This window comes from Chryseobacterium sp. SNU WT5 (assembly GCF_007362475.1).
Classification (GTDB): Bacteria; Bacteroidota; Bacteroidia; order Flavobacteriales; family Weeksellaceae; genus Kaistella.
The window spans coordinates 943501-967927 of sequence record NZ_CP041687.1 but is presented as its reverse complement, the minus strand read 5'-3'; the positions used below and the strand labels follow the sequence as shown (position 1 = coordinate 967927).

The window sequence follows — 24427 nt, the reverse complement described above, 5'->3', positions numbered from 1 at the left end:
AATAAAAAAATTTAACAATGTTTGTGAGGTTTCATTTTAATGCTTTCCTTTGCAACGAAATAAGTTCATTTACATATTGAAAATGTTATTAAGAAAGGTGGAGAGATTAGACTCAATGAAACCTTGGCAACCCTTCGGAAACGAAGAAGGTGCTACATTCTATCCCAATTTGGGAAGAGATAACAGAAACTTTTATTACCATTCTTCGGTAGCATTTTCAATTTTAATTTTATATAAAATTGGAAAATTCGCTACAACATATCAAACTCAAAAATCATCCATTAGTATCAGGAAAAATCCTTGATATTGATTTATCGTATCAACTATTTGGTCAGGATTTACATTCTGCACCAATCATTTTAGTTAATCACGCCTTGACCGGAAATTCAATTGTTACCGGTGAAAACGGCTGGTGGAATTCTTTGATCGGTGATAACAAAATCATTGATACTGCCATTTATACGGTCGTTTGTTTTAATATTCCCGGAAACGGTTTCGATGGAAATTTAATCGAAAACTATCACGATTTTACTTCGAAAGACGTTGCAAATGTTTTTCTTTCGGGCTTAAATTTTTTGAATATGACCAAACTTCATACTTTAATTGGCGGTTCATTGGGCGGGGCGATTGGATGGGAAATGTTAGCGATAAATCCTGATTTAGCAGAATATTTCATTCCGATTGCGTGCGATTATAAAACTTCAGATTGGTTGCATGCGCAATGTGTGGTTCAGCAGTTTTTATTGAATCAACCAGATCAACCTTTGCAAAAAGCCAGAGTACACGCGATGTTATGTTACCGCACTCCAGCATCTTTAAATGATAGATTTAAGAATGAAATTCATCCTGAAAAACAAATCTTAAAATCACACGACTGGCTCAATTATCACGGCGAAAAATTAAATGAACGATTTAGTTTAAGCGCATATCAATTGATGAATCATTTGCTGATGACCATTCATGTTGATGACGAAAAACTGAAGGAGATCAAAGCAGACATTCATCTCATCGGCGTCGATTCTGATTTGTTTTTTCCAGCTTTTGAAATGCACAGGTGTCGAGATTCTTTAATGCCAACAAAATCAAACACTTTCTATCACGAAATAAAATCCATTCATGGCCACGATGCTTTTTTAATGGAATACGAACAACTCAATCAAATTTTAAATACGATCATTCATGAAAAATAATAACGAAATAAAGATTTTAAAACATAAGTCCATCATCAAGTTCGAAGGAAAAGATTTCTTAGGAGAAGTTGGGATAGACGGCAGAATCTTTAAAGCATTGACTTACGCCAGAATAAGCGTAGGCGTGATTTCACAACAATCAGCAGAAAATGGTCTTTCTGTTTTGGTGAACGAAAGCGATTCTGAAAAAGCAGTAAATTGTTTAATTAACGAATTTGAAAACGAGAGAAAGTCAGGAAAGGTAAACCAGATTTTTAGTGTTAACAATGTTTCAGTCTTAGGCTTTGTTGCCAAAGATTTTAATAAGATTTTATCCGAATTAGCAAGAAATAATATTTTTCCTCTGATTTTAAATCAAGTTGCCTCAGAGAACAAAGTCAATATTGTAGTGACTTCTTCACAAGATCAGAAAGCCAAAAACATTATTGAAGCTGAGATTTTTGCGAAGCCTAAAACGGTTCACTTGGCGATGATTGGACATGGAAAAGTAGGTTCAGTTCTCATTGATCAGGTGTTAAAAAGCGCTGAAGTAATCAGAAACCGTAAAAAAATTGACTTAAAAATCGTAGCCGTCGCGAATTCCAGAAAAATGGTTTTCAATAAATACGGATTTGATGAAAGCTGGTCAGATGATCTTTTAGTCGCAGAAAATGTTTCTAATATGGATTCGTTAATTAAGTTTTCACAAGTTAATCAGTTAGAAAATCTAATCGTAGTTGATAATACGGCAAGTACAGATTTTGTTAAGAAATATACGCTTTTGGCAGAGAGTGGATTTGATTTGGTCTCTTCCAATAAGATTTTCAATACGTTATCCATTTCTGAATACCGGGATTTCCGTCATGTTTTAAATAAAAAAAACAAAAAATATTTGTACGAAACGAATGTCGGTGCAGGTTTACCCTTAATTGATACCATTAAATTATTGCATTTGTCAGGAGAGAATATTACGAGAATCAAGGGAGTTTTCTCTGGATCACTCAGTTATATTTTTAATAATTTTTCGGTGCGGGTGGAGAAGTTTTCAACCATTTTGAAAGAAGCAATGGAGCAAGGATTTACGGAGCCCGATCCACGTGAGGATTTGTCTGGAAATGATGTTGCCCGAAAATTATTAATCTTAGCAAGAGAGTTGGATTTGAGTAATGAATTTACAGATATCAATATCGAAAGTTTAATTCCGAATCAGTTAGCACATCTTGATAAAAACGATTTCCTCGATAATTTAGATGATTTAGATGCTCATTTTGAAGAAGTAAAAGAGAATCAAAAAGAAAATCATGTTTTACGTTTGGTTGGAGATTTACATGGCGATTTACAACAGGAAAAAGGAGAGCTCGATGTTCAATTAATTTCTGTTCCGGCCAATTCGGCTCTTGGACAATTGAAAGGTTCAGATTCTATATTTGAAATTTACACTGAAAGTTATGGTGAGAATCCGATCGTAATTATGGGTGCTGGAGCCGGAGCAAAAGTAACTGCCAGAGGAGTATTCGGAGATATTTTAAGATTGTCCGAAAACAAATAATTGTCTTTTTAATTTTATTTAAAACAAATGGAAAATACAGAGACACTTTATAAAGCATTAAATAAAAGAATCCTAGTCCTCGATGGTGCGATGGGAACAATGCTGCAACGCTACAGATTCACGGAAGAAGATTACCGAGGCGAAAGATTTAAAGATTGGGAATATTCTTTAAAAGGAAATAACGATTTGCTTTCACTCACGCAGCCACAAGCGATTGAAGAAGTTCACCGAAAGTATTTAGAAGCCGACGCCGATATTATCGAAACCAATACTTTTTCTGGAACCACAATCGCCATGGCTGATTATCACATGGAAGATTTGGTTTATGAACTCAACTACGAATCTGCAAAAATTGCGAGAAAGGTATGCGATGAATTCACACTTCAAAATCCTGACAAACCACGATTCGTTGCTGGTTCGATGGGGCCAACAAATAAGACTGCGAGTTTAAGTCCGGATGTTAACGATCCAGGTTATCGCGCAATTACTTTTGATGAATTGCGAATTGCATACAAATTACAAGCAGAAGCATTGTTAGACGGAGGTTCAGATATCCTTTTGGTCGAAACAATTTTCGATACTTTAAATGCGAAAGCCGCACTTTTTGCCATAGATGAAATTCAGGAGGAAAGAAATATTAAAATTCCAATTATGGTTTCAGGAACGATTACCGACGCATCGGGACGAACCCTGAGCGGACAAACCGCTGAAGCATTTCTAATTTCTATTTCACATTTGAATTTATTAAGTGTCGGCTTAAACTGCGCTTTAGGAGCAAAACAATTAACGCCGTATTTAGAAACTTTATCCAAGAATTCAGATTTCTTTATTTCTGCATATCCGAACGCTGGATTACCAAATGCTTTTGGACAATACGATGAAACCCCAGAATTTATGGCAGAACAAGTTCGTGAGTATGCAGAAAAAGGACTCATCAATATTATTGGTGGTTGCTGTGGAACGACGCCACCACACATTAAAGCAATTGCCGATTTGGTGAAGGATTATGAACCTAGGAAAATTAGTGTTGAATCGTAGATCAATAAATATTGAATTTCGTAAAGCAGTAAAGCAATAAAGCAATAAATCCACGAAGTGACGCAATTAAAAGCATTGATTCACACTTTATATTTTTCATTGGGCTATACCCAATGTTAATGATTACGCCACTTCGCGGCTTTATAAAAGAATAAAAAAATGAAATATTTAAAACTCTCAGGTCTCGAACCTTTAATTATAACGCCTGAATCCAACTTTATTAATGTTGGAGAAAGAACAAATGTCGCGGGTTCTAAAAAGTTTCTGCGATTAATAAAAGAAGAAAAATATTCTGAAGCACTTGATATTGCACGTGATCAGGTTGATGGCGGTGCGCAAATCCTGGACGTCAATTTTGATGATGGATTGCTTGACGGAAAATATGCCATGGTGAAATTCCTAAATCTGATTGCATCTGAACCCGACATTTCTCGAATTCCAATTATGATTGATTCTTCGAAATGGGAGATTTTGGAAGCTGGATTACAGGTTGTTCAGGGAAAATGTGTAGTGAATTCGATCAGTTTGAAAGAAGGTGAAGCAGAATTTATTCATCACGCAAAAACGATTAAAAGATATGGAGCTGCAGTGATTGTAATGGCCTTTGATGAAAACGGACAAGCAGATAATTACGACCGAAGAATAGAAATCTGTAAGCGGTCTTATGATATTTTGGTCAACCAAGTTGGCTTTGCATCCGAAAATATTATTTTCGATTTGAATATTTTCCCTGTTGCGACAGGAATGGATGAACATTGTAGAAATGCTCTGGACTTTATTGAAGCCACAAAATGGGTTCGTGAAAATTTACCGAATGTTTCGGTGAGTGGCGGAGTTTCTAATGTTTCGTTTTCGTTTAGAGGAAATGATAATGTTCGGGAAGCGATGCATTCGGTTTTTCTGTATCACGCGATCAAAGCGGGAATGAATATGGGAATCGTGAATCCATCAATGTTAGAAGTTTATGATGAAATTCCAAAAGAACTATTAGAATTAGTTGAAGATGTAATGCTCGATCGAAGAGAAGATTCCACAGAAAGATTACTTGATTATTCTGAAAGAGTAAAATCCACTAGAAAAGAATTCGTAGAAGAATTAGAATGGCGGAAAGAACCATTACAAGATCGAATTACACACGCTTTAGTAAAAGGAATCGACCGATTTATTATTAAAGATGTAGAAGAAGCAAGAACAGTTGCTAAAAGACCTTTGGATGTTATTGAAATTAATTTGATGACCGGAATGGGCGTTGTCGGTGATTTATTTGGAAGTGGAAAAATGTTTTTACCGCAGGTTGTAAAATCAGCAAGAGTGATGAAAAAAGCTGTGGCGTACTTGCAGCCTTTTATCGAAGCAGAAAAAGATGAGAAGCAAAAACCAAACGGAAAAATTCTGATGGCGACCGTAAAAGGCGATGTCCACGATATCGGTAAAAATATTGTGAGCGTAGTTTTAGGTTGTAACAATTATGAAATCATCGACTTGGGTGTGATGGTTCCGGCGGATAAAATTATTCAGGCAGCGATCGATCACCAAGTTGATGTGATTGGATTGAGTGGACTGATTACACCAAGTTTAGATGAAATGGTGCACGTCGCCGATGAATTGCAAAGAAAGAACTTGCATTTCCCTTTATTGATCGGTGGAGCCACAACTTCTAAAGCGCATACCGCGGTAAAAATATTCCCTAAGTATGGAAATACCGTCGTTCATGTGAATGATGCTTCAAGGGCAGTTGGCGTGGTTTCGCAGCTTTTGGATCATAATAATGTGCAGTATAAAGCGGATTTGAAGATCGATTACGAAGATTTCCGGGTTAAATTTTTAAACCGACAAATTGATAAAGAATATGTCACAATCGAAAAAGCGAGAAAACAAAACTTCACCATAGACTGGGAAAATGAAGAAATAACGAAACCTAAAAATTTAGGAATTCATATTATTGAAAATCAAGACTTAATAGAATTGCTTGACTTTATGGACTGGACTCCTTTTTTCAGAAGTTGGGAATTGCATGGAAAATATCCGCAGATTCTAACAGATGAGGTTGTTGGTGAGCAAGCCACTGAATTGTTCAAAGAAGCAAAAGTAATATTAGATAAAATTCTGAATGAAAAACTATTTACAGCCAAAGGAATATTTGGAATTTTCCCAGCAAATGCTAATGAACAAGATGATATTCTGGTCTATGATGAACAGAAAAATGAACTGGCGAAATTCCATACGCTAAGACAGCAACTGAAGAAATCTGCAGGAAAAGAATATCACGCCTTGAGTGATTTTATCGCTCCTGAAAGTTCAGGTAAACAAGATTATGTTGGAGCGTTTGCCGTGACAACTGGCTTTGGAACGGAGGAATTGGCTCAAACCTATTATGATGACGGCGATGATTACAATGCAATTATTGTGAAAGCGTTAGCGGACCGTTTAGCAGAAGCGTTTGCCGAATTTTTACATCATAAAGTTCGAACAGAATTCTGGGGTTATGCGGCAGATGAAACTTTAGAAAACGAAGATTTAATCGCGGAGAAATATTTAGGAATTCGACCTGCTCCTGGCTATCCTGCTTGTCCAGATCATTTGGAAAAAACAACGATTTGGGATTTGCTAAAAGTAAAAGAAAATATCGGTTTAGAATTGACAGAAAGTTTAGCCATGTTTCCAACTGCAGCAGTCTCGGGATATTATTTTGGAAATCCAAAATCGAAGTATTTTGGGGTTGGAAAAATTTCTGAAGATCAATTGAAAGATTACGCTGAAAGAAAAGGAGTTGATGTAGACTTTGCCCGAAAATGGTTGAGTCCGAACCTGGCAGATTAAGCGAGAACTGCGTGAGCGATGGTAGTGGAAATCCCGGAGTAAGCGTGGGAGAAAGCGATGGCGCGAGGAATTGTAGCGGACAGCGCGACCCGAGTTGTGGGAAAAGCGTTGGCGAGGGACACGCCCAAAAGAAACTTTGAATATTGAATTTTAGACTTTAAACTAATCAAATGAAAATTACTGATCATATTATTAATGCCAACGGAAAAACGTTGTTCTCTATAGAAATTGTTCCGCCAACGAAGGGAACGGGAATCGAGGATCTGTATAAAAATATTGATCCTTTAATGGAATTTAAACCACCTTTTATTGACGTAACGACTTCGCGGGAAGAATTTATTTATTTGGATAAAGGCAACGGTTTGATGGAGCGAAAAACGACCAGAATGCGTCCGGGAACTTTGGGGATTTGTGCAGCGATTCAGCATAAATATAATGTAGATACAGTTCCGCACGTGCTTTGTGGAGGTTTTACAAAAGAAGAAACCGAGTATCTTTTGGTAGATTGTATGTATCTGGGAATTGAGAATATTATGGCTTTACGAGGTGATGCGATGAAAGGACAGCAGTATTTTGAAGCGACTGAAGGCGGACATAAAAATGCAATGGATCTGGTTCATCAAATCAATGATTTAGGTCGAGGAAAGTATTTACATGAAGAGAAAGATTGTGACGAATATAACAAGTTTTGTATTGGTGTCGCCGGTTATCCAGAAAAACATATTGAAGCACCATCTATGAATTACGATTTAAAATGGCTGAAAGAAAAAGTAGATAACGGTGCGGATTATATTGTGACGCAGATGTTTTTCGAGAACAAAAAGTTTGTTGAATTTGTAAAAAGCGCCAGAGAAATAGGAATTACAGTTCCAATTATTCCAGGAATTAAACCCATTGCTACGAAAAAGCAATTGCAACTTTTACCGCAAGTTTTTAAAATTGATTTACCAGAAGATTTAATTTCGGCCGTTGAAAATGCGAAAGATAATGCGGCCGTAAAACAAATCGGAGTGGAATGGGCAATCAACCAATGCCGAGAATTACTCGATTTTGGTGTACCGGTTTTGCACTTTTATTCGATGGGTAAAAGTGATAATATTAAAAAAATCGCAAGGGAATTATTTTAAAGCCGGGAGAAATATTACGCATCCAGTTTGTTATATTTCCGCATTAAATTTTCGTAAAAATTTTGGGGCAACATCCATTTTAATGGAACACCAATTCGCTGTCCGAATTTTGCAAAATAAAAATGGGCTTTCCAGGTTTTTTTCTCTAGTAGCTTTTCAATATATTCTGCAACTTCGAGTGGTTCAGTTCCTTCGTCCACATGGGAATTCATCAACCCATAAACTTTATTAAAAGTTTTTTGATAAGGTTCTGAAACTTTAGTTTTAACTCTGTTTTCTGCAATATTTGTTTTAATGTCGCCTAAATGCAACGCACAAACTTGAATATTCCAGGGGGAAACTTCGTACCGAATGGCTTCTGTGACTTTATCTACAGCAGCTTTTGAGGCTGAATAAAATCCACGAAACGGAAGACCCATTTCACTTCCGATACTGGAAACATTGATGATTTTTCCTGCTTTCTGTTCGCGCATTTTTGGTAAAACTGCGGTCATCATTTGCACAGAACCAACTAAATTCAAACTGAATAATTTCAGAATCTCGTCTTGTGAAGAATCTTCTACGGCACCAACCATGCCCATTCCGGCGTTATTGATAAGGACATCAATTCTGGTCTCGGTTTTCAAAACTTCAGCAATTGCATTTTGAACTTGAAGGTTATCGGTAATATCGGTCGGAATCGTTTTAAAGTAATCCGATTCTATATTTTTTCTGCTTAATCCGAACACGGTATGTCCCTTTTTTCCGAGATATTCGGCCAGGGTAAATCCTATTCCGGCAGAAGTTCCGGTGATGAGTATTGTCATTTTCTTATTTAAGTTTAGTCTAATAATTGTGCAAAATCCTCCCAAAACTGTGGATAAGATTTTTCAACCACTTGTTCGTTTTCAATCGTTAGCGCTTTAATTAAGCAAAACGGAGCGAAACTCATGGCCATTCGGTGATCGTCATACGTTTCAATGGAAATGTGATCATTCGATTCGAAAAATTTTGTTGACCAGATAGCGTCTTCAGTAATTTCCGCAATACAGCCGATTTTAAAAAGTTCGTTTTTTAGAGCAACTAATCGATCGGTTTCTTTTACTTTTAAAGTTGATAAACCGGTAATCTCAAAAGGGATATTCAAAGCGGTTGCCGTCACACAAAGCGTTTGCGCAATGTCTGGACAGTCGTTCATATCCAATGAAATCAGTTCTGGAAACACGAAAGTGCTTTCTGGTAATAATGAAATTTTACTTTCAGAACCTTGAGAAATCGTGTTGACGCCGAAGAAATCCCAATAGATTTCTCGGATCACAGAATCGCCCTGGAGAGAATGAGGACGGAAACTTTTTAAGTTAATACATTTTCTACCGATTGCAGCTAGTGAATAATAGTAAGAAGCAGAGCTCCAGTCACTTTCGCTGATGCAGGTGATGATTTGTGAACTTTTTTCACTTTGTATATTTGGAAATATCTGTATGATCTGACCTTCCCATTCATTGGAAATTCCAATATTTCGCAGGATTTTCAAAGTCATTTCCAAATAGGGACGAGAGGTGATTTGGCCTTCTAAATGAATTTTTAAGCCATTTTCTAATTTCGATCCAATCAGCATTAATGAAGAAATAAATTGACTGGAAATATTTGCGGGAATAGTCACCTTACTTTTTACCAGTTTTTTTCCGACAATTTTTAAGGGTGGATAACCTTCTTTTTCAACATAAGAAATGTCTGCACCCAAATCGCGTAAAGCATCAACCAAAAACTGAATCGGTCTATGTTTCATCCTATTAGAACCCGTTAAAAAGGTCGTTCTGCCTTCTTGAATTGCGAAATAAGAAGTCAGAAATCGCATGGCTGTTCCCGCGTGGTGAATGTCAATCTGCTCCGATTTACTTTCCAATGCATTTTTTAGTACTTGAGTGTCTTGCGAGTTCGAAAGATTCTCAATCATCATGGTGTTTTCAAAAAGATAACTTAAAACCAAAAGACGATTCGAAATGCTTTTCGAACCGGTAATTTCAATGGTTTCATTGTCTTTTAAATTTGCTTTTTTTAATTGCATATTTTTTTCTCTTCACCCTAAAGCCATCTCCCAAGGAGAGGGACTTTTGAATGCGTTTCTTATTTTAATTTCTCGTTATTTTGATGACGATCCTTATCGCGATCAGTTTTGACTTTCATTTTCCGGTCAAACGCCTCCTGTAAATTGGTTCCGGTTTGATTGGCCAAACATAAAGTTACAAATAAAACATCGGCTAATTCTTCACCAAGGTCTTTCGTTTTATCAGATTCCTTTTCACTTTGCTCGCCATAACGGCGGGCAATAATTCGGGCGACTTCACCAACTTCTTCCGTAAGCATTGCCATATTGGTAAGTTCGTTAAAATAACGAACGCCTATGTTTTTAATCCATTCGTCAACTTCTTTTTGAAGTTTTGTGATTTCCATATTGTAGTATTAAGTCAGTGAAAATGTTTCTTCTTATTTTGGCAGACATTTGATTTTGTCGAAAGCCTATTTATTATTTTTTTTGGCAGACAATTCCGCCTTTCACTCTCAATCTTTTTTTCTTATAGTTCCCTCTCCTTTGGAGAGGGTTAGGGTGAGGAAAAGGATTTCCGTTCAAGTCGGGTTGCAACTTTCGACACGTTTTAAAAGCTTTTTCCAAATTAGAAAGACCTCATTTTACTGATACGCTCCCATACTTGGCGTCACCGTTCTGGAAACTTTCGTAATATCAAAAGGAACAGTTGCTGCAGTTCCAGTATTTCCTTTTCCTTTTGCTGGAGAATCAGCTTTCACTCTCAAATTCATTTTATGAATGAAATAATTCTGAAATTTTGGATCTTGATTTTTAATCGATGCAGGATCAATTGCGTAGTTGGCTGTGCTTCCGTATTTCAATAATGAATTTTGAAAACTATAATTGAAAGTTTGCCCTGAAGTTGGCTTAAAAAGAACTGCATTTTCCTTATCAGAATAAATAATAGAATTTTTTATGTTTAAAGTTAGGGCTCCTTGTTCTATTGATGTTCCGTTGTCGTATTCATTCGTAGCATATAACCCAAACCCTGGAAGCACATAATTTAAATTCCAGTAATTAGCCAAAGTAGAGTGGGTAATGTTATATGTTCCACCTTTGTAGATCGCAAAATTGGCGTTACCAGAATTATTCATCACTAAATTATTCGCAGTCACTACAGAATTTATTGCATAAATCCCGTACTCTTGATGGGTATGAAAAATTGAATTGGTAATGTTGGCAGTCGTTTGGTTCATTTCTAAACCTCTGGTTCCACCAAAAACTTTTGCATAATTCATATTTAAAGTTGAGTTGGTGTCCATTTCAATTCCGTTCCAGTTTTTAGGAAGCGTGTCATATTTGGTGTCATTACGGTCTCCCCGGAAAATAACCTCGTTTCCTAGATCTCCATTAATATTCAGATTGGAATTTTTTGAAATTTTCAGGCCACTATTTTTATGGAAATAGACCTTTGTTCCCTGCTGAATATCAAGTGTTTTCCCGGAGGCAAGCGTTAGGTTACCAAAAATAATTTTTGCTTTATTGTTGGTCCAAATTGTATTTGAAGCCAGTATGTTAGGGTTGTTGCTGTTTTGAATGTAAAATTCTGCATCTTGCATTACGGAGAATAGGGTCACATGTTGATTTCCTGCTGGAGTTTGGATGTTGATTCGATCCTCTGCAATGGCCTCAGGAGCGTTTGCAATAGGTGCAATCTCTACGAAGATGTAGATACTGTCATTCTTTCTTAACGGAACATTATTAAAGTCTGTACCGGCTTTCCCGTCCACGTTAATTCGGTATAGAGAGCCAGCTCCATTTTCAAGAGCTATTTTGGGAATCAGAATATCCTTATCTTCCTCATTGTAAATTTTAACAGCATAAGTTTCCGAGCGCACCTGGTTGTAAACCGTATCGCAGAAAACGGTGTCTTGTGATAGCCGCAACACTTTGGATGGACTTTCAAAATTGAGATCATCTCTGGTACAGCTAATTGCGGTTATTAGAGCCCAGAATGAGAATGCAGTTATAACTTTAAATTTATTCATTGAGTAAGAAGTAGGTACAGTTTTCAAATTTAATTAAAAATGTTGAACGGAAAAATTATAAATAAAATTGTAGGAGTGCTTGCACATTAGAAAATTATTTGTACTTTTGCGGTCTAAAATTTAGCAGAGAAATACCATTACTATTTCGACAGCAAAACTTTAATTATTAATAATAAATTTAGTTATGAAAAACGGAATCCACCCAGAAAATTATAGACTTGTTGTTTTCAAAGACATGAGTAACGACGAGGTGTTTCTTTGCAAATCTACCGCAGATACCAAAGACACTATTGAATATGAAGGAGCAACTTACCCATTGGTAAAGATGGAGATCTCTTCATCGTCGCACCCTTTTTACACAGGAAAAGTGAAATTGATCGATACCGCAGGTAGAGTTGATAAATTCATGAACAAGTACAAGAAATTCTCAAAGTAATTTTTTGAATTTTAACGATAATTAAAGTCTTTCAAGTTTTTTGAAAGACTTTTTTTAGTGTAAATTTGTTTGATGCATGCCGAAAGCGATTAAGTATCAGGAATTTTAAACCACAAAGTCACAAAGGTTAAAATGATGAAAAGTCTAAAATCTCATCTTTTGCAAGATAACAAAGTTTTGAAAATCTATAGATTTTCATTTTGTGAACTTTTATTAATTCATCTATAATGCACTCTTTTGTGACTTTGTGGTTGAAAAAAATAAGTGGTTCATGTCGTACATTTAAAATATATTATTTATCAATCATCAATTATAACCTATGCAACTTGTATTTTCCGACGCCCAGTTTTGGGAAGACTTCTTACCACTTACTTTTACCAGACCCGTTGCAGAAATGCGTTGCGGTATTCTTACATTTTCAGAAAGATGGCAAAAGTTGTTAGATACTTCAGAAGTCACCTATCTAACCGAAGATTATTTACAGGATAAATTTAAAACTTATGAACTTAAAGAAAGTTTACTTATCGTACCTAACTTTCTGCCGAATGAAACACTAGTAAATCAAATTAAAGAATTAAAACTTGGAGAGGCATTGGTCTATAGAGACGAATTGCTTGCAGTAAGAATCAATATGGAGAATTTTTCTTTGAGTCACATTGATAAGATGACTGATATCGAAGAAGATGTTTTGTTTTTTAAGCAGCCAACAGATTTGTTCACCTATAACGAAGAGGCAATCAATTTTGATTTTGAATTGCTTACCAAAGGAAGGGGTTCCGCTGTGCTTTCTGCAACCAATGGATTTCTGGGGAATGTAGGTGATTTATTTATTGAAGAAGGAGCAGAGATCGAATTTTCAACTTTAAATACCAAAACAGGGAAAATCTATATCGGAAAAAATGCCGAAGTGATGGAAGGCTGTAATCTTCGAGGTCCGATTGCGCTTTGTAATGATTCTAAATTTAATCTAGGTGCAAAAATTTATGGTGCAACGACTGTTGGTCCGCATTGTAAAGTTGGTGGTGAAGTCAATAATATTGTAATTTTCGGATATACCAATAAAGGTCATGATGGATTTTTGGGAAATTCTGTGATTGGCGAATGGTGTAATCTCGGTGCTGACACGAACTCTTCTAATCTAAAGAATAATTACGCCATCGTGAAATTATGGAATTATAAGGCCAAAAAATTTGTGAACACAGGCCTTCAGTTTGCGGGTTTAATTATGGGTGATCATTCAAAATCTGCCATTAATTCCCAGTTTAACACAGGAACTGTTGTTGGTGTTGCAGCTAACATCTTCAAAAGTGGATTTCCTCCAAACTTAATAGAGAGTTTTTCTTGGGGCGGGATGAAAGGTGATGAAAAATTCAAACTGGAAAAAGCATACGAAGTTGCAGAATTAGCGATGGCAAGAAGAAAGGTTCCTTTTACGGAAGAAGATCAAAATATTCTGAAACATATTTACGAAAACTCTTAATTTCACCTTAACATGATCTGCAGCCCAGCCTGAGTGGAGCTCTTTTTTATTGTTATCCGAGCGAAGGCGAAGATCACAGTAAAAAAAGCGGGAACGGAGGATGGAAATGTCTGCCAAAAAAATCACAAATAGATATTCGACGTAGTCAAAAAGCTGCCCCAAAGCAACATAAATTTTAAGGTCAAGTCTGAATTCCTTATCTTTGTCGAAATTATTTTCTCACTTAAACCGTTTATAGCATGCAACTGTATAACACCTTAAGCGCAGAAGAAAGAGCTCAACTTATTGATGAAGCTGGTAAGCAACGTCTTACCTTGTCTTTCTATGCGTACGCCAAAATCCCAGATCCCAAACAATTTCGCGACGAATTATTTATAGCCTGGAATGCACTTGATGCACTCGGCCGTATTTATGTCGCCCATGAAGGAATTAATGCTCAAATGAGTATTCCTGCTGATAATATAGATGCTTTTCGCGATACGCTGGAAGCTTATGATTTCATGAAAGGAATTCGCTTGAATGTAGCGATTGATCAAGATGATCATTCTTTTTTAAAATTGACCATCAAAGTTCGACATAAAATTGTAGCCGATGGTTTGAATGACGATACTTTTGATGTTACCAATAAAGGAATTCACCTCAAAGCGCAGGAATTTAATAATTTACTGGAAGATCCAAATACGATCGTTGTGGATTTTAGAAATCATTATGAAAGTGAAGTTGGTCATTTCGAAGGCGCTATTACACCGGATGTAGAGACTTTCAGAGAAAGTTTACCGATCATCAACGAACAGTTACAGGATTTTAAAGAAGATAAAAACCTGCTCATGTATTGTACCGGTGGAATCCGATGTGAAAAAGCCAGCGCTTACTTTAAACATCAGGGTTTTAAAAATGTATATCAGTTAGAAGGAGGAATTATCGAATATACCCGACAGATCAAAGAAGAAGATATTGAAAGTAAATTCATTGGTAAAAACTTCGTGTTTGATCATCGGTTAGGGGAAAGAATTACCGATGATATCGTTTCGCAGTGTCACCAATGTGGCAAACCATGCGATAACCACACGAATTGCGCGAATGATGGTTGTCATTTATTGTTTATTCAATGTGATGATTGTAAAGCTGCCATGGAAAACTGCTGTTCTACAGAATGTTTGGAAACCATTCATCTGCCTTTAGCTGAGCAGGTGAAATTAAGAAGAGGAATCCAGGTTGGAAATAAGGTTTTTCGAAAAGGAAAATCTGAAGCTTTGAAATTTAAGAACTCCGGCAATTTACCAAAAAAAGCCTTAGCGAAAGCTGAAACTAAGAATATCCGTCAAAAAATTACCACCAAGAAAGTTTTCGTTGGAAAAGCAGAACATTATTATACAAAATCAAAAATCGCTCAGTTTTTTGTTGAAAATAATGCACTTTCAATTGGTGATAAAGTTTTGATCTCTGGTCCAACAACTGGTGAACAAGAATTTATGATTACGGAACTTTTCGCAAATGGAGGTCCTTGTGAAACTGCAAAAGGTGGAGATCAAATTACTTTTGAAACTCCATTTAGAATTCGTTTATCTGATAAGCTCTATAAAATTTTATCGTAGAAATTTAGCAGATAAATAAGCGAGAGTTGAAATATGATTTAAAATATTCAGCTCAAATTATAAATTGCGTTTCACAAAGGCGCAATTTAATTTATATTTGAAGATGAAAAAAGCTGAAATCAGAAAACTTTATTTAGGAAGAAAAGAAGCGTTAGCAGGACAAGAAGTTGATTCCTTATCTGAAAAAATATTCATAAATTTCATCTCTAAATTTGAATTAGTAGGGAATCAGAAAGTTCATTGCTTTTTATCAATTCGAGAAAAATGCGAAGTTGATACTTCCTCATTTTTAAATTATTTCTTTGAGAATAAAATCCGTGTTTTTGTTCCAAAAATTGTAAAAGGAAAATTAATTTCGCTCGAAATAGATAGAGAAACACATCTAATAGAAAATGCTTGGGGAATTAAAGAGCCAGCTGGAAATAAAGATTGCGGTGTGAAGGATTATGATTGTGTGATAACACCACTTTTATATTCCGATGGATCTGGAAATAGAGTGGGGTATGGAAAAGGATTTTATGACCGATTTTTTTCAGAAATTGAGCCAGCAACGCTGAAAGTTGGAGTCAGTTTTTTTTCGCCAGTTGAAAAAGTGGATGACGCATCTTCTTTTGATATTCCTCTGAATTATTTGGTAACTCCTGTTGAAGTACTGTCTTTTGGAAATATTGGGTCAAATTCTACGAAATAAAACTTAAATTCTTTTTTAAAGTTGACGGGAGAAGTTTTTAGTATATATTGAGCGTTTTTTTCGAATTTCCCGACCGGGCGGCTTCTCGCATCAAAGTACTCAACAGAAAACTTGGCAAAATCTAAAGTGTCTTTTCCTCGGATTTTTTTTGACACAGAAATATCTCCTACTTTTGCAGTCTGAACTTTAAGGCTATCCAGTTGATACAGCAACGGACTAAGTTTAGAAGAATCCTTTTCGGAGAAATAGCTTTTCATTTGTGCATAAATTACTGAGTCAATCTCAGTGTCCCTATTCCCCGAAGTGTAAAGGGTAGATAGATCGAATAATTCCTGAATTTTTTGTTTAGTAATCGAAGATATTGCCTGAGCGCTATCCATGGAAGTGACAGGATATGTTATTTTATTATTGTTAGTTCTAACAATGTCAAGGTCAGATCTTTTAGCTGTATCTTTATTGCAAGCGCTGAGGATTACTGAGATGGAAAAGATGAAAAGAAAAATATTATTTAGATTTTTCATTGGTGGCAATTTTAAATTTAATCATGATAATCTTATTGTTTTTGTCATTTTTGGTATCGATGACTTCTAAATTTTCCAGAGAGGTAGATGGTAAAGTGACTAAGTTGATATACCGCTGTTTGTCCATGGTTTCTACTCCGTAAGTCTCGTTGTCATAAACCTGATAAATAAGAGCGTTGTCACTAATCAGATAATTAAGGGTTTCTCTTTTGATTTTAAGCTCTTTAATAGATTTTGAATAATAGAAAAGCATAATTGCATAATCATTTGGCTTTAACTCAAATGTCTCAGCTTCTGGTGCGTTTTCTAGATTTCGTTTGATCGTATCTGTTCGATAGTAAGGAGATGAAACAACCATCGTAAGGTCTTTTGATTTGGTTGTATATACAAATGCTTCATTAGGTTTTGCGGAATAGAATATAGGAGATTCATTTTCCTTTAGAATCTGGACTTGCAATTCTGCATTTATTTTTGAATTCCGGTCGGCATCAACAAAACTATAATAGAATTTTTTACTGAAAATTTCATCTTTAAAACCTAATAGTCCAACTGCTATTGCTAAAATAGTAGAAATCCCTAACCATAAATATTTTTTCACCACTGAAATTGGAGATTCTTGGCCAGCAGTGGCGTCCGTTTCTAAATTAGAGTTTTTTATGTTAACCAGTTGGTTCTCAGTGGTAGATTTTTGTAAATCTCTTTTATCGGATAGTTGGATTGGATTATTTTGCTCTTTTTGAGCTGATTTTACTGAAGGCGCTTGATTATTGTCAAATAGTTCTGTATTCTGAACAGACTGTTCTAATTGTTCAGCTAGAGTTTCATCTTCCTCTTCAAATTCTTTAAGCAATTCTTCTGCAAAGAGATGATTCTTTTTAAAGTCATACCACGAAATATATCCCGCATAAATAGAGAGAATATTTAGCATATCAATACGTGGAAGTTTAGTGACAGGAGAGTTTTTAAAGTAAGTATAAAATGATTTTTCGCTTATATTTCCTTTGGCAATTTTTCGCAGGTCTTCCTGGAAATAAATGATATCAATCCCTTTCCATTTTGAAATATCTTCAAAGGAGGGGGTGTGATTCTCTAAATATTGAGTTTGAACCTCATTTTTTAGTTGTTCGAAGTGTAATAAATCTAAATCGCTCAATTGCTAATTATATGTAATTTATTGATTTTCAGATGCTTTATTTTGTAAAACGATTTTACAAATATATTACAATTAATTTTCCAAAACAAATTTAATTCTCACTATATCTTTGTCCTGTTCAAATAAACGAACGCTTCAATTTAAAACAAACAATTAAATTTAATTATTATGAAAAAGTCATTTTTTTTAGCTGCATTCGCTGCAATCGCATTAGTAGCTTGTAACAAAACTGAAACTGTAGAAACTGCTAACGCTGATGATTCTGCTGCTGTTGCTATGTCTGATTCTGCTGCTGTGATCGCTGATTCTGCTGCAACTGTTATTGATTCTGCTGCTAACGTAACTGTTGATGCTGCTAAAGATGCTGCTTCTGCTACTACTGCTGCTGGTGCTGATATGGCTAAAGATGCTGCTAAAGGTGCTGCTGATGCTGCAACTGGTGCTGCTGATGCTGCTAAAGGTGCTGCTGCTGACGCTAAAGATGCAGTAAAAGACGCTGTTAAAAAATAATTAGCAAAGTCTAATACAATTAAACCGTTTCTCTTAGAGAAGCGGTTTTTTTTATGCCATTTTTTGACGAAGCATTTCGTAACAGCTAATAGCAACCGCATTACTCAAATTTAAAGAATCAATACTTCCCGCCATTGGGATCAGGGTATTCTTACCTTTACCAACCCAGTAATCTGTTAAGCCGGAATGTTCGGTGCCAAATAGAACTGCACTTTTTTCCGTAAGATTTTGAGATTGAATATCAACTGAACCTTTGTCCATAATGGTAGTGTAGATATGGAAATTGTGTTGTTGTAAGAATTTATAAATCTCAGGATTATCAGATATGAAGATATTCATCCCAAACAGGCAACCTACACTGGAGCGAATAACATTTGGATTAAAGAAATCAACTTTGCTGTCTGTTACAATAAGTGCTTCAATTCCAAAAGCTTCGCAACTTCTTAATATCGCTCCCAAATTACCCGGCTTTTCAACACCTTCTAAAATTATGATTGAAGAATTCTTTGTTGGCTCAAAATCTTTTAAATCATTAAATTTAGTTTTGTAAATTGCTATAATTCCTTCAGAAGAACCCCGATAAGCTAATTTGTCGTATACTTTTGCTGATACAAAGTGAACTTTTCCATTCGGCTGCTTATCATTAAAAATTTCTTCTTCAATAAAATATTCCACAGGCTCAAATCCAAATCTTAGGGCGCGTTCATTTTCCTGCTTTCCTTCCACAACAAATACATGTTCTCTCTTTCGAAAGCGATTATCTGTGATAAGTCGCGTTACGTATTTAATTTTTTCGTTTTGTAAGCTTTCGATTAACATATGATTTTTAAGATATTTTTTTTTGAGATAATGGAATAATTTGCTATTCATTGTAATCTAACCACTGTTCTGCAGATTCTTCTAAACTTTGCGGGATATTCTTTTTGTTTTTAATTCCGAGGGCTTTTAATTTATTTGTCTGGTTGATTAAATTATCATTTCCGGTTGATAATTGTTTGAAAGCATCATTATAAACATTCTTTGCCTGATCGATGTTTTTTCCGACTTTTTCCAGATTTTCGACGAATCCTACGAACTTATCGTACAATTTCGCTCCCCGCTCTGCAATTTCTGCGGCGTTTTTATTTTGATATTCTCTTTTCCATAAGTCAGAAACCAGTTTCAATGAGGTGATTAAATTACTTGGATTCAACAACAGAATTCTTTTGTCGTAAGCAAAGTTCCAAAGATTGGGGTCTGCCTGCATTGCTGCTATATACGCGGATTCACTTGGAATAAACATCATTACGAAATCAAGCGACTTGTCATAATCATCATAAGCTTTGTCGCTTAATTGTTTGATGTGGTTCTTTATTGAATTCAGATGCTGGTTAAGTTTTAACTGATAAATATCTTGATCGGATTCATCTACAAGTTCAACAAAAGCTGTTAAAGAAACTTTGGAGTCAATTATTACGTTCCTTTCATCGGGATATTTGACTACGGCATCGGGACGCATTTTCTTCCCTGAAAATTCGGAAGATAACGCTTTATTGTCTTCGTCTCTAAGTTCGTGCTCCAGAAAATATTCACGACCTTTCACCAAACCGGATTTTTCTAAAATATTTTCTAGGATCATTTCGCCCCAGTTTCCCTGGGTTTTGCTTTCCCCCTTCAGTGCGCGTGTGAGTTTCTTAGCATCTTCAGATATTTGCTGGTTTAGTTGGGCAAGTTCTCTAACTTTCTCACCGAGAGAAAATCTTTCTTTTGATTCTTTATCATATGTTTCACCAACTTTATTACGTAGCTCAGTGATTTTTTCCTGAAAGGGTTCCAGAATGGTTTTGAGGTTATTTTGATTTAAAGCTGTAAATTTTTCGGATTTTTCCTCTAAGATTTTATTCGCTAAATTTTGAAATTCATTTTTAGCTAATTCCTGCATTTTAGTAATTTCTTCCTTCTGATTTTCCAGAGAGTTCTTTAACGAATCATTAATTGCGGAGAGTTCAGAATTTTTTGCAAAAATAATTTGTTTTTCAAAGTTCAGTTCTTCTACTCTTTCCTCCTGCTTCAAATTTGCTTCGTAATGTTGCTGAATACGCATATTTAAAGAAGAGTGTTCTGCGGAGATCGTTGCAACTTCATTTTTGAGTTGGCTGATGTATTCTTGCTGAAGTTGATTGGTTTCTTTTTCTTTTGTAAAATCCAGCTGTAATTCTTCAAATCTACCTACTGAATTTTCAAGATTTGAATTCGTCTTAATAAATTTCTCATTCAACTCATCGAAAGCTTTACGCGGAAGGTGGGAAGATTTTAGAATAAAATAGATAATACCTGCACCGATCATTACACCGATTAAAATAGAAATCAAGTCCATTGTTCAAAAATACGAAAGATAATCGATTTTAATTAGTGGAAAAATAGCGGAAGCGTTAATCCTGGATGCGTAAAAACTCTTTCGCAAGCTCAATCATTTTAGGATCACCTGTATATTTACCGTGTTCATCTGAAAGTTTAACCGTTGGAATCCAGTCGCCGTTAATGGATTGTGCCGCAATTAGTTTCATTACAATGTTCATGGGTTTTAAGCCAACATCATTCGTTAAGTTGGTTCCTATACCAAATGAAATTCCAATTCTGCCTTCACAGGCTTTGGTGATTTCTTCTACTTTTTCAAGATTCAAACCGTCAGAGAAAATAATGTATTTAAATAATGGATTGATACCATTTTTTTTATAATGTTCAATGGTCTTGTTCGCAAACTCAATAGGATCCCCGCTGTCATGACGAACACCATCGAACAATTTTGCGAATTTTTTATCAAACTGCTGGAAGAAAACTTCTGTCGTATAAGTGTCAGAAAGAGCAACTCCTAAATCTCCTCGGTAAACATCTACCCAGTGTTCTAGAGAAAGAGCGTTCGACATTTTAAATCCATATTCTGCAGCATGAAACATAAACCATTCGTGAGCATGAGTACCAATTGGTTTTATACCATATTTCATTGCGAAATGAACATTAGAACTTCCTATGAAGTTTCCCAAGCTATTATTTTTCACCAGTGAATCAACAACCAGATCGTGTACTTTGTAAGAATGTCTCCTTCTGGTTCCAAATTCTGCGAAGGTGACGCCAAGATGATTCAGCTGATCTGCCTTCTCCAGTGTTTTCTGAATTACATCTGCATTAGAATCTCGTCCAAGATGCTTCATTTCATAATGCAGTTCCGAAATTAAGGCTAAAATTGGCACTTCCCATAAGATAGTTCGGTACCATTCACCTTCTACGGTAACTTCCAGAGAATCTTCTGTTTGTGTGATATGAACTTCAGTTGGATCATAATGATAGCCTCCTAAAAAATCCAAATATGGTAAATCTAAATAAGGGCAGGTTTCGCGAAGGAACTGTTTCTCATCTTTAGTCAATTTCAATTCTGCCATCGCGTTGACCGAATTTCTGAGTTCCTCGGCAAATCCTGGTGGAAATTGATGTTTTCCCCGATTGATAAATTGGTATTTTACTTTCTCGTTAGGAAAAAGTTTGATAACCGCATTTTGCATCGTTATTTTATAGAAATCATTATCGAGAATTGATCTTAGGCGAACTTCAGGCATAAATTATAATCTTTGAACAAATGTAAAAATTAAAAACAAAAATCGCCTACGAAAGGCGATTTTTGATAAATTTAAATTTTTTTTTATTTTCCCAAGTAAGAATTGTACATCCAAACCTCTTTTTCCTGTTCCGTAATATAATCACTCATTTGGGAATTGGTACCTTCATCTCCCGCTTGGTCAGTGATATCAAGCAATTCTCTCTGTAGATCGATCACGATTTTAAAAGAGGCCAGAATATTTTCAACACATTTTGTCCCATCAGAATTTTCTTTACTTTCTTTAATGGTAGAAAGGGTTAAGTAATCAGAATAATTATGGTTGGGAGTGGAACCCAGCGTTAAAACTCTTTCTGCAAGCTCATCAATTTTTAAAACCAGGTTATTATACAGTTCTTCAAATTTGGGATGAAGGGTAAAAAATTGATCTCCTTTGATGTTCCAATGTGCGCCTCTTATATTTTGATAGAAAATTGAATAGTTTGCTAATAAAATATTTAATTTTTCTGAAATTTTTTGACAGTCGGTTTCGTTTAAACCGATAATTTTCGAATTGTTCATTACCTTGTTATTTAGTAGCAAAGATACTAAATCGGGTGCGGGTTATAGAGGTATGTCAATTGATGAAGCCTATCAATATGATTGCTTCAATAAACGAAAACGATTATTCTTTAATGAATTTAACAGATCTTATTCCTTCGTCAGTTTTAATGGAAATAATATAAATAGCTGAGGGTAAGTCATTAATTTTAATGTTTTTGTTTTTTGTTGTAAGGATGAGTTTTCCACTTAAGTCAAAAATATAAACTTCCTCAATCTTCAGTTGTGTCGTTTTAATATTAATTAAATCCTTAGCTGGGTTAGGATATACCACTAAGTCGCTTTTTACCTCATTTGTTCCTAAGCCTTTCGATAACGTGACAGGTTCGCGGAAGAAGGATACTTCCATTAAATCAGCGTGCAAAACTTCAAAATAATAGGCTTCACAGGTGTAATCTGTGAAATCATCTTCTTTTACATCGTTTATTGAGTATTGCTCCGTATGCAAAGAGGTATTGTGGTCTAAATTTTTAAACCACGTAAACTGAAAATCTGATCCGTCTATTGATTGGGGTAATTTTGTATAGCTCCCCAAACTTGCAACGATCGTTTTTTGTTCATCATATCTTTGTGGAGAGTAGGTAAAGTCAACAAGAGCTTTTTCTTTTAATAAGAATGTTTTAATATTATTTTTTGTAAACCTATTATTGTCTAAAAAGGTTAGTGGTGGAATGTTTTCTGGAATGTCGCCGGAAAGTTGATTGCCATTTAATGACAGCATCTGCAATTTTTTTAATTGAAGAAATGAAGATGGGAAGACTCCGGAAATTAAGTTTTTATCAAAATAAATTTGCTCCAAATTCTGTAATGAAATAAGAGTTTCAAATCCGCTGGAGATTTTGTTGTGTGAAAAGTTCAGATGGATCAGTTTTTTTAATTGAGGGAGTTCCGGTGGGAAACCAGTCATGTTATTATCTTGAAAGGAAAGCCATTCTAGATTTTTTAATGAAGAAAGTGCAGTGGTGAAATTTTGTGAAATTGCATTACGACTTAAATTGAGAATTTTAAGTTGAGTAAGTGTCGTAAGTTCGCTAGGCACTTTGGTTAATTGATTTCCCGAGAGATTCAATTCTTTTAAAATCAATAATGTAGAAAGATTGCTAAAGTTTTTCGATATCAGATTATTGCTTAAATCTAATGTTTCAAGTTTAGTTAAAGTAGAGATTTTTTGTGGGACCGCAATGATTCCTGCATGTGCTAGATCCAAAACTTTTAAATCTGGAAAATTTTGGAGAAATCCATCGATGTCACCAAAGCTGAAATTATTATTCCCAAGAGAAAGTTCTTGTAATGTTGAAAGAGATTCAAGAGAAAAGCTGGGGTCAGCAGTAAATCTATTGTTGCTTAGATCCAATTGACTCAGATGACGGAGGCCAGCGATAGAATTTGACAATTCTCCTCCCAATTGATTGGAGCTTAAGTCTAATCTTTCTAATTTATCAAAACCAGAAATAGTGTTCGGGAAATCTCCTTTCAAGCCATTACCCCTCAAATTGATTTCAATTACACTTCCTTTGTTTATTTTAATCCCATACCAATACTTGGGATCTTTTTCGAAGTCCCATTTTATACTCCAGTGATCGCCATTTGTTGCTTGGTAGAAATTTACCAGAGACGATCTCTCTGCGAAAGAAATACTCCATTTTTGTCCAAAACATAAGGTTGATATAAGAATAAAGAGTAGCGTTTTTTTCACCTATTATTTTTAAAGTTTGCAAATATAGATGAAAATGAGAGAGAGCATGTAGCATTATTGATTATTAACCAGGAGTTGAATAGAGCTATTTTTGTGATACTTTTATAGAAAAGAGAAGTATGAAGCCATTTTAGATGCAATTTATTTGGTGTTAATGTCTGTCTTAAATATTGGCTGTATTGCGATAGGTTCTTTTAAAGGATGTATTATAATAAAATAGATTCCGCGATATTAAAAAAATATCTTGAGTTTTTACTAATATATAAAGACAGAAAAAATCCTCCCATATTCAAACGACTCGTTAAAAAACGGTAGTTGATAAGCTTTGTGCTCCTTTTATATAATACACTACCCTCTATTTTTTAAATAATTTTCAATTCACAATTGTCAATTG

General features: G+C 35.3%; 21 protein-coding genes and 1 riboswitch. Of the genes, 10 read left to right on the top strand and 11 right to left on the bottom strand.

Annotated elements, in window-relative coordinates; translation table 11 throughout:
• The first annotated feature begins 82 nt into the window (after positions 1-82).
• Positions 83-186: riboswitch (SAM riboswitch) on the top strand.
• 53 nt (positions 187-239) lie between these two features.
• The 5 genes from FNJ88_RS04620 to metF all read left to right on the top strand — a co-directional run bounded on the left by FNJ88_RS04620 (position 240) and on the right by metF (position 7703).
• The gene (locus tag FNJ88_RS04620) at positions 240-1190 is read left to right on the top strand and encodes an alpha/beta fold hydrolase (RefSeq protein WP_143852021.1); all 951 of its coding nucleotides are present in this window, start codon (positions 240-242) and stop codon (positions 1188-1190) included.
• Positions 1180-2718 carry an ACT domain-containing protein gene (locus tag FNJ88_RS04615; RefSeq protein WP_143852020.1) on the top strand — a complete coding sequence of 513 codons (1539 nt, stop codon included), beginning with the start codon at positions 1180-1182 and terminating at the stop codon, positions 2716-2718. The genes FNJ88_RS04620 and FNJ88_RS04615 overlap by 11 nt, the downstream gene beginning before the upstream one ends.
• A 27-nt stretch (positions 2719-2745) precedes the next feature.
• On the top strand, positions 2746-3756 hold the full coding sequence (locus FNJ88_RS04610; RefSeq protein ID WP_143852018.1) for a homocysteine S-methyltransferase family protein: 1011 nt from the start codon (positions 2746-2748) through the stop codon (positions 3754-3756).
• A gap of 159 nt (positions 3757-3915) precedes the next feature.
• Positions 3916-6576, top strand: a complete 2661-nt coding sequence (metH, locus tag FNJ88_RS04605; RefSeq protein ID WP_143852016.1) for a methionine synthase — start codon at positions 3916-3918, stop codon at positions 6574-6576.
• A gap of 170 nt (positions 6577-6746) precedes the next feature.
• Complete coding sequence (metF, locus tag FNJ88_RS04600) at positions 6747-7703, top strand: methylenetetrahydrofolate reductase [NAD(P)H] (RefSeq protein WP_143852014.1); 957 nt, start codon at positions 6747-6749, stop codon at positions 7701-7703.
• Positions 7704-7717: 14 nt separating this feature from the next.
• Here the strand turns inward: metF and FNJ88_RS04595 are convergent, their stop codons facing one another.
• The 4 genes from FNJ88_RS04595 to FNJ88_RS04580 form a co-directional block, all read right to left on the bottom strand.
• Positions 7718-8509 carry an SDR family oxidoreductase gene (locus FNJ88_RS04595; RefSeq protein ID WP_143852012.1) on the bottom strand — a complete coding sequence of 264 codons (792 nt, stop codon included), beginning with the start codon at positions 8507-8509 and terminating at the stop codon, positions 7718-7720.
• Between the two features lie 14 nt (positions 8510-8523).
• On the bottom strand, positions 8524-9750 hold the full coding sequence (locus FNJ88_RS04590; RefSeq protein WP_143852011.1) for a 3-phosphoshikimate 1-carboxyvinyltransferase: 1227 nt from the start codon (positions 9748-9750) through the stop codon (positions 8524-8526).
• Between the two features lie 59 nt (positions 9751-9809).
• Positions 9810-10136, bottom strand: coding sequence for a nucleotide pyrophosphohydrolase (locus tag FNJ88_RS04585; RefSeq protein WP_143852009.1), 327 nt, complete (start codon positions 10134-10136; stop codon positions 9810-9812).
• Positions 10137-10373: 237 nt separating this feature from the next.
• Positions 10374-11759 carry a hypothetical protein gene (locus tag FNJ88_RS04580; RefSeq protein ID WP_143852007.1) on the bottom strand — a complete coding sequence of 462 codons (1386 nt, stop codon included), beginning with the start codon at positions 11757-11759 and terminating at the stop codon, positions 10374-10376.
• Between the two features lie 184 nt (positions 11760-11943).
• On the opposite strand from FNJ88_RS04580, the gene FNJ88_RS04575 reads away from it, so the two are divergent.
• The 4 genes from FNJ88_RS04575 to FNJ88_RS04560 all read left to right on the top strand — a co-directional run bounded on the left by FNJ88_RS04575 (position 11944) and on the right by FNJ88_RS04560 (position 15961).
• Positions 11944-12195, top strand: a complete 252-nt coding sequence (locus tag FNJ88_RS04575) for a type B 50S ribosomal protein L31 (protein WP_143852006.1) — start codon at positions 11944-11946, stop codon at positions 12193-12195.
• Between the two features lie 319 nt (positions 12196-12514).
• A complete protein-coding gene (locus FNJ88_RS04570; RefSeq protein WP_143852004.1) occupies positions 12515-13675 on the top strand; it encodes a GlmU family protein in 1161 nt (386 codons plus the stop codon).
• Between the two features lie 239 nt (positions 13676-13914).
• Positions 13915-15270: a rhodanese-related sulfurtransferase gene (locus tag FNJ88_RS04565; protein WP_143852003.1), complete on the top strand. Its 1356-nt coding sequence runs from the start codon at positions 13915-13917 to the stop codon at positions 15268-15270.
• Between the two features lie 103 nt (positions 15271-15373).
• Positions 15374-15961 (top strand): 5-formyltetrahydrofolate cyclo-ligase, encoded by a 588-nt coding sequence (locus FNJ88_RS04560; protein ID WP_143852001.1) that lies wholly within the window; start codon positions 15374-15376, stop codon positions 15959-15961.
• Here the strand turns inward: FNJ88_RS04560 and FNJ88_RS04555 are convergent.
• On the bottom strand, positions 15898-16482 hold the full coding sequence (locus tag FNJ88_RS04555) for a hypothetical protein (protein ID WP_143851998.1): 585 nt from the start codon (positions 16480-16482) through the stop codon (positions 15898-15900). The two genes, FNJ88_RS04560 and FNJ88_RS04555, sit on opposite strands and share 64 nt — an antisense overlap.
• Positions 16466-17635, bottom strand: coding sequence for a hypothetical protein (locus FNJ88_RS04550; RefSeq protein ID WP_143851996.1), 1170 nt, complete (start codon positions 17633-17635; stop codon positions 16466-16468). Before FNJ88_RS04550 ends, FNJ88_RS04555 begins: the two co-directional genes overlap by 17 nt.
• Positions 17636-17803: 168 nt before the next feature.
• Here FNJ88_RS04550 and FNJ88_RS04545 point away from each other — a divergent pair, with 168 nt between their 5' ends.
• Positions 17804-18145, top strand: a complete 342-nt coding sequence (locus FNJ88_RS04545) for a hypothetical protein (protein WP_143851994.1) — start codon at positions 17804-17806, stop codon at positions 18143-18145.
• A 51-nt stretch (positions 18146-18196) separates the two neighbouring features.
• Here the strand turns inward: FNJ88_RS04545 and FNJ88_RS04540 are convergent, their stop codons facing one another.
• From FNJ88_RS04540 to FNJ88_RS04520, 5 genes are all read right to left on the bottom strand, one after another.
• On the bottom strand, positions 18197-18964 hold the full coding sequence (locus tag FNJ88_RS04540; RefSeq protein WP_143851993.1) for a TrmH family RNA methyltransferase: 768 nt from the start codon (positions 18962-18964) through the stop codon (positions 18197-18199).
• Positions 18965-19007: 43 nt separating this feature from the next.
• Positions 19008-20501: a DNA recombination protein RmuC gene (gene rmuC / locus FNJ88_RS04535; protein WP_143851991.1), complete on the bottom strand. Its 1494-nt coding sequence runs from the start codon at positions 20499-20501 to the stop codon at positions 19008-19010.
• A 55-nt stretch (positions 20502-20556) separates the two neighbouring features.
• Positions 20557-21738 carry a nicotinate phosphoribosyltransferase gene (gene pncB / locus FNJ88_RS04530; RefSeq protein ID WP_143851990.1) on the bottom strand — a complete coding sequence of 394 codons (1182 nt, stop codon included), beginning with the start codon at positions 21736-21738 and terminating at the stop codon, positions 20557-20559.
• 83 nt (positions 21739-21821) lie between these two features.
• A complete protein-coding gene (locus tag FNJ88_RS04525; protein WP_143851988.1) occupies positions 21822-22298 on the bottom strand; it encodes a Dps family protein in 477 nt (158 codons plus the stop codon).
• Between the two features lie 103 nt (positions 22299-22401).
• Entirely contained in the window at positions 22402-24033 is a 1632-nt protein-coding gene (locus FNJ88_RS04520) for a leucine-rich repeat domain-containing protein (RefSeq protein ID WP_143851986.1), read from the bottom strand.
• Between the last annotated feature and the right edge of the window lie 394 nt (positions 24034-24427).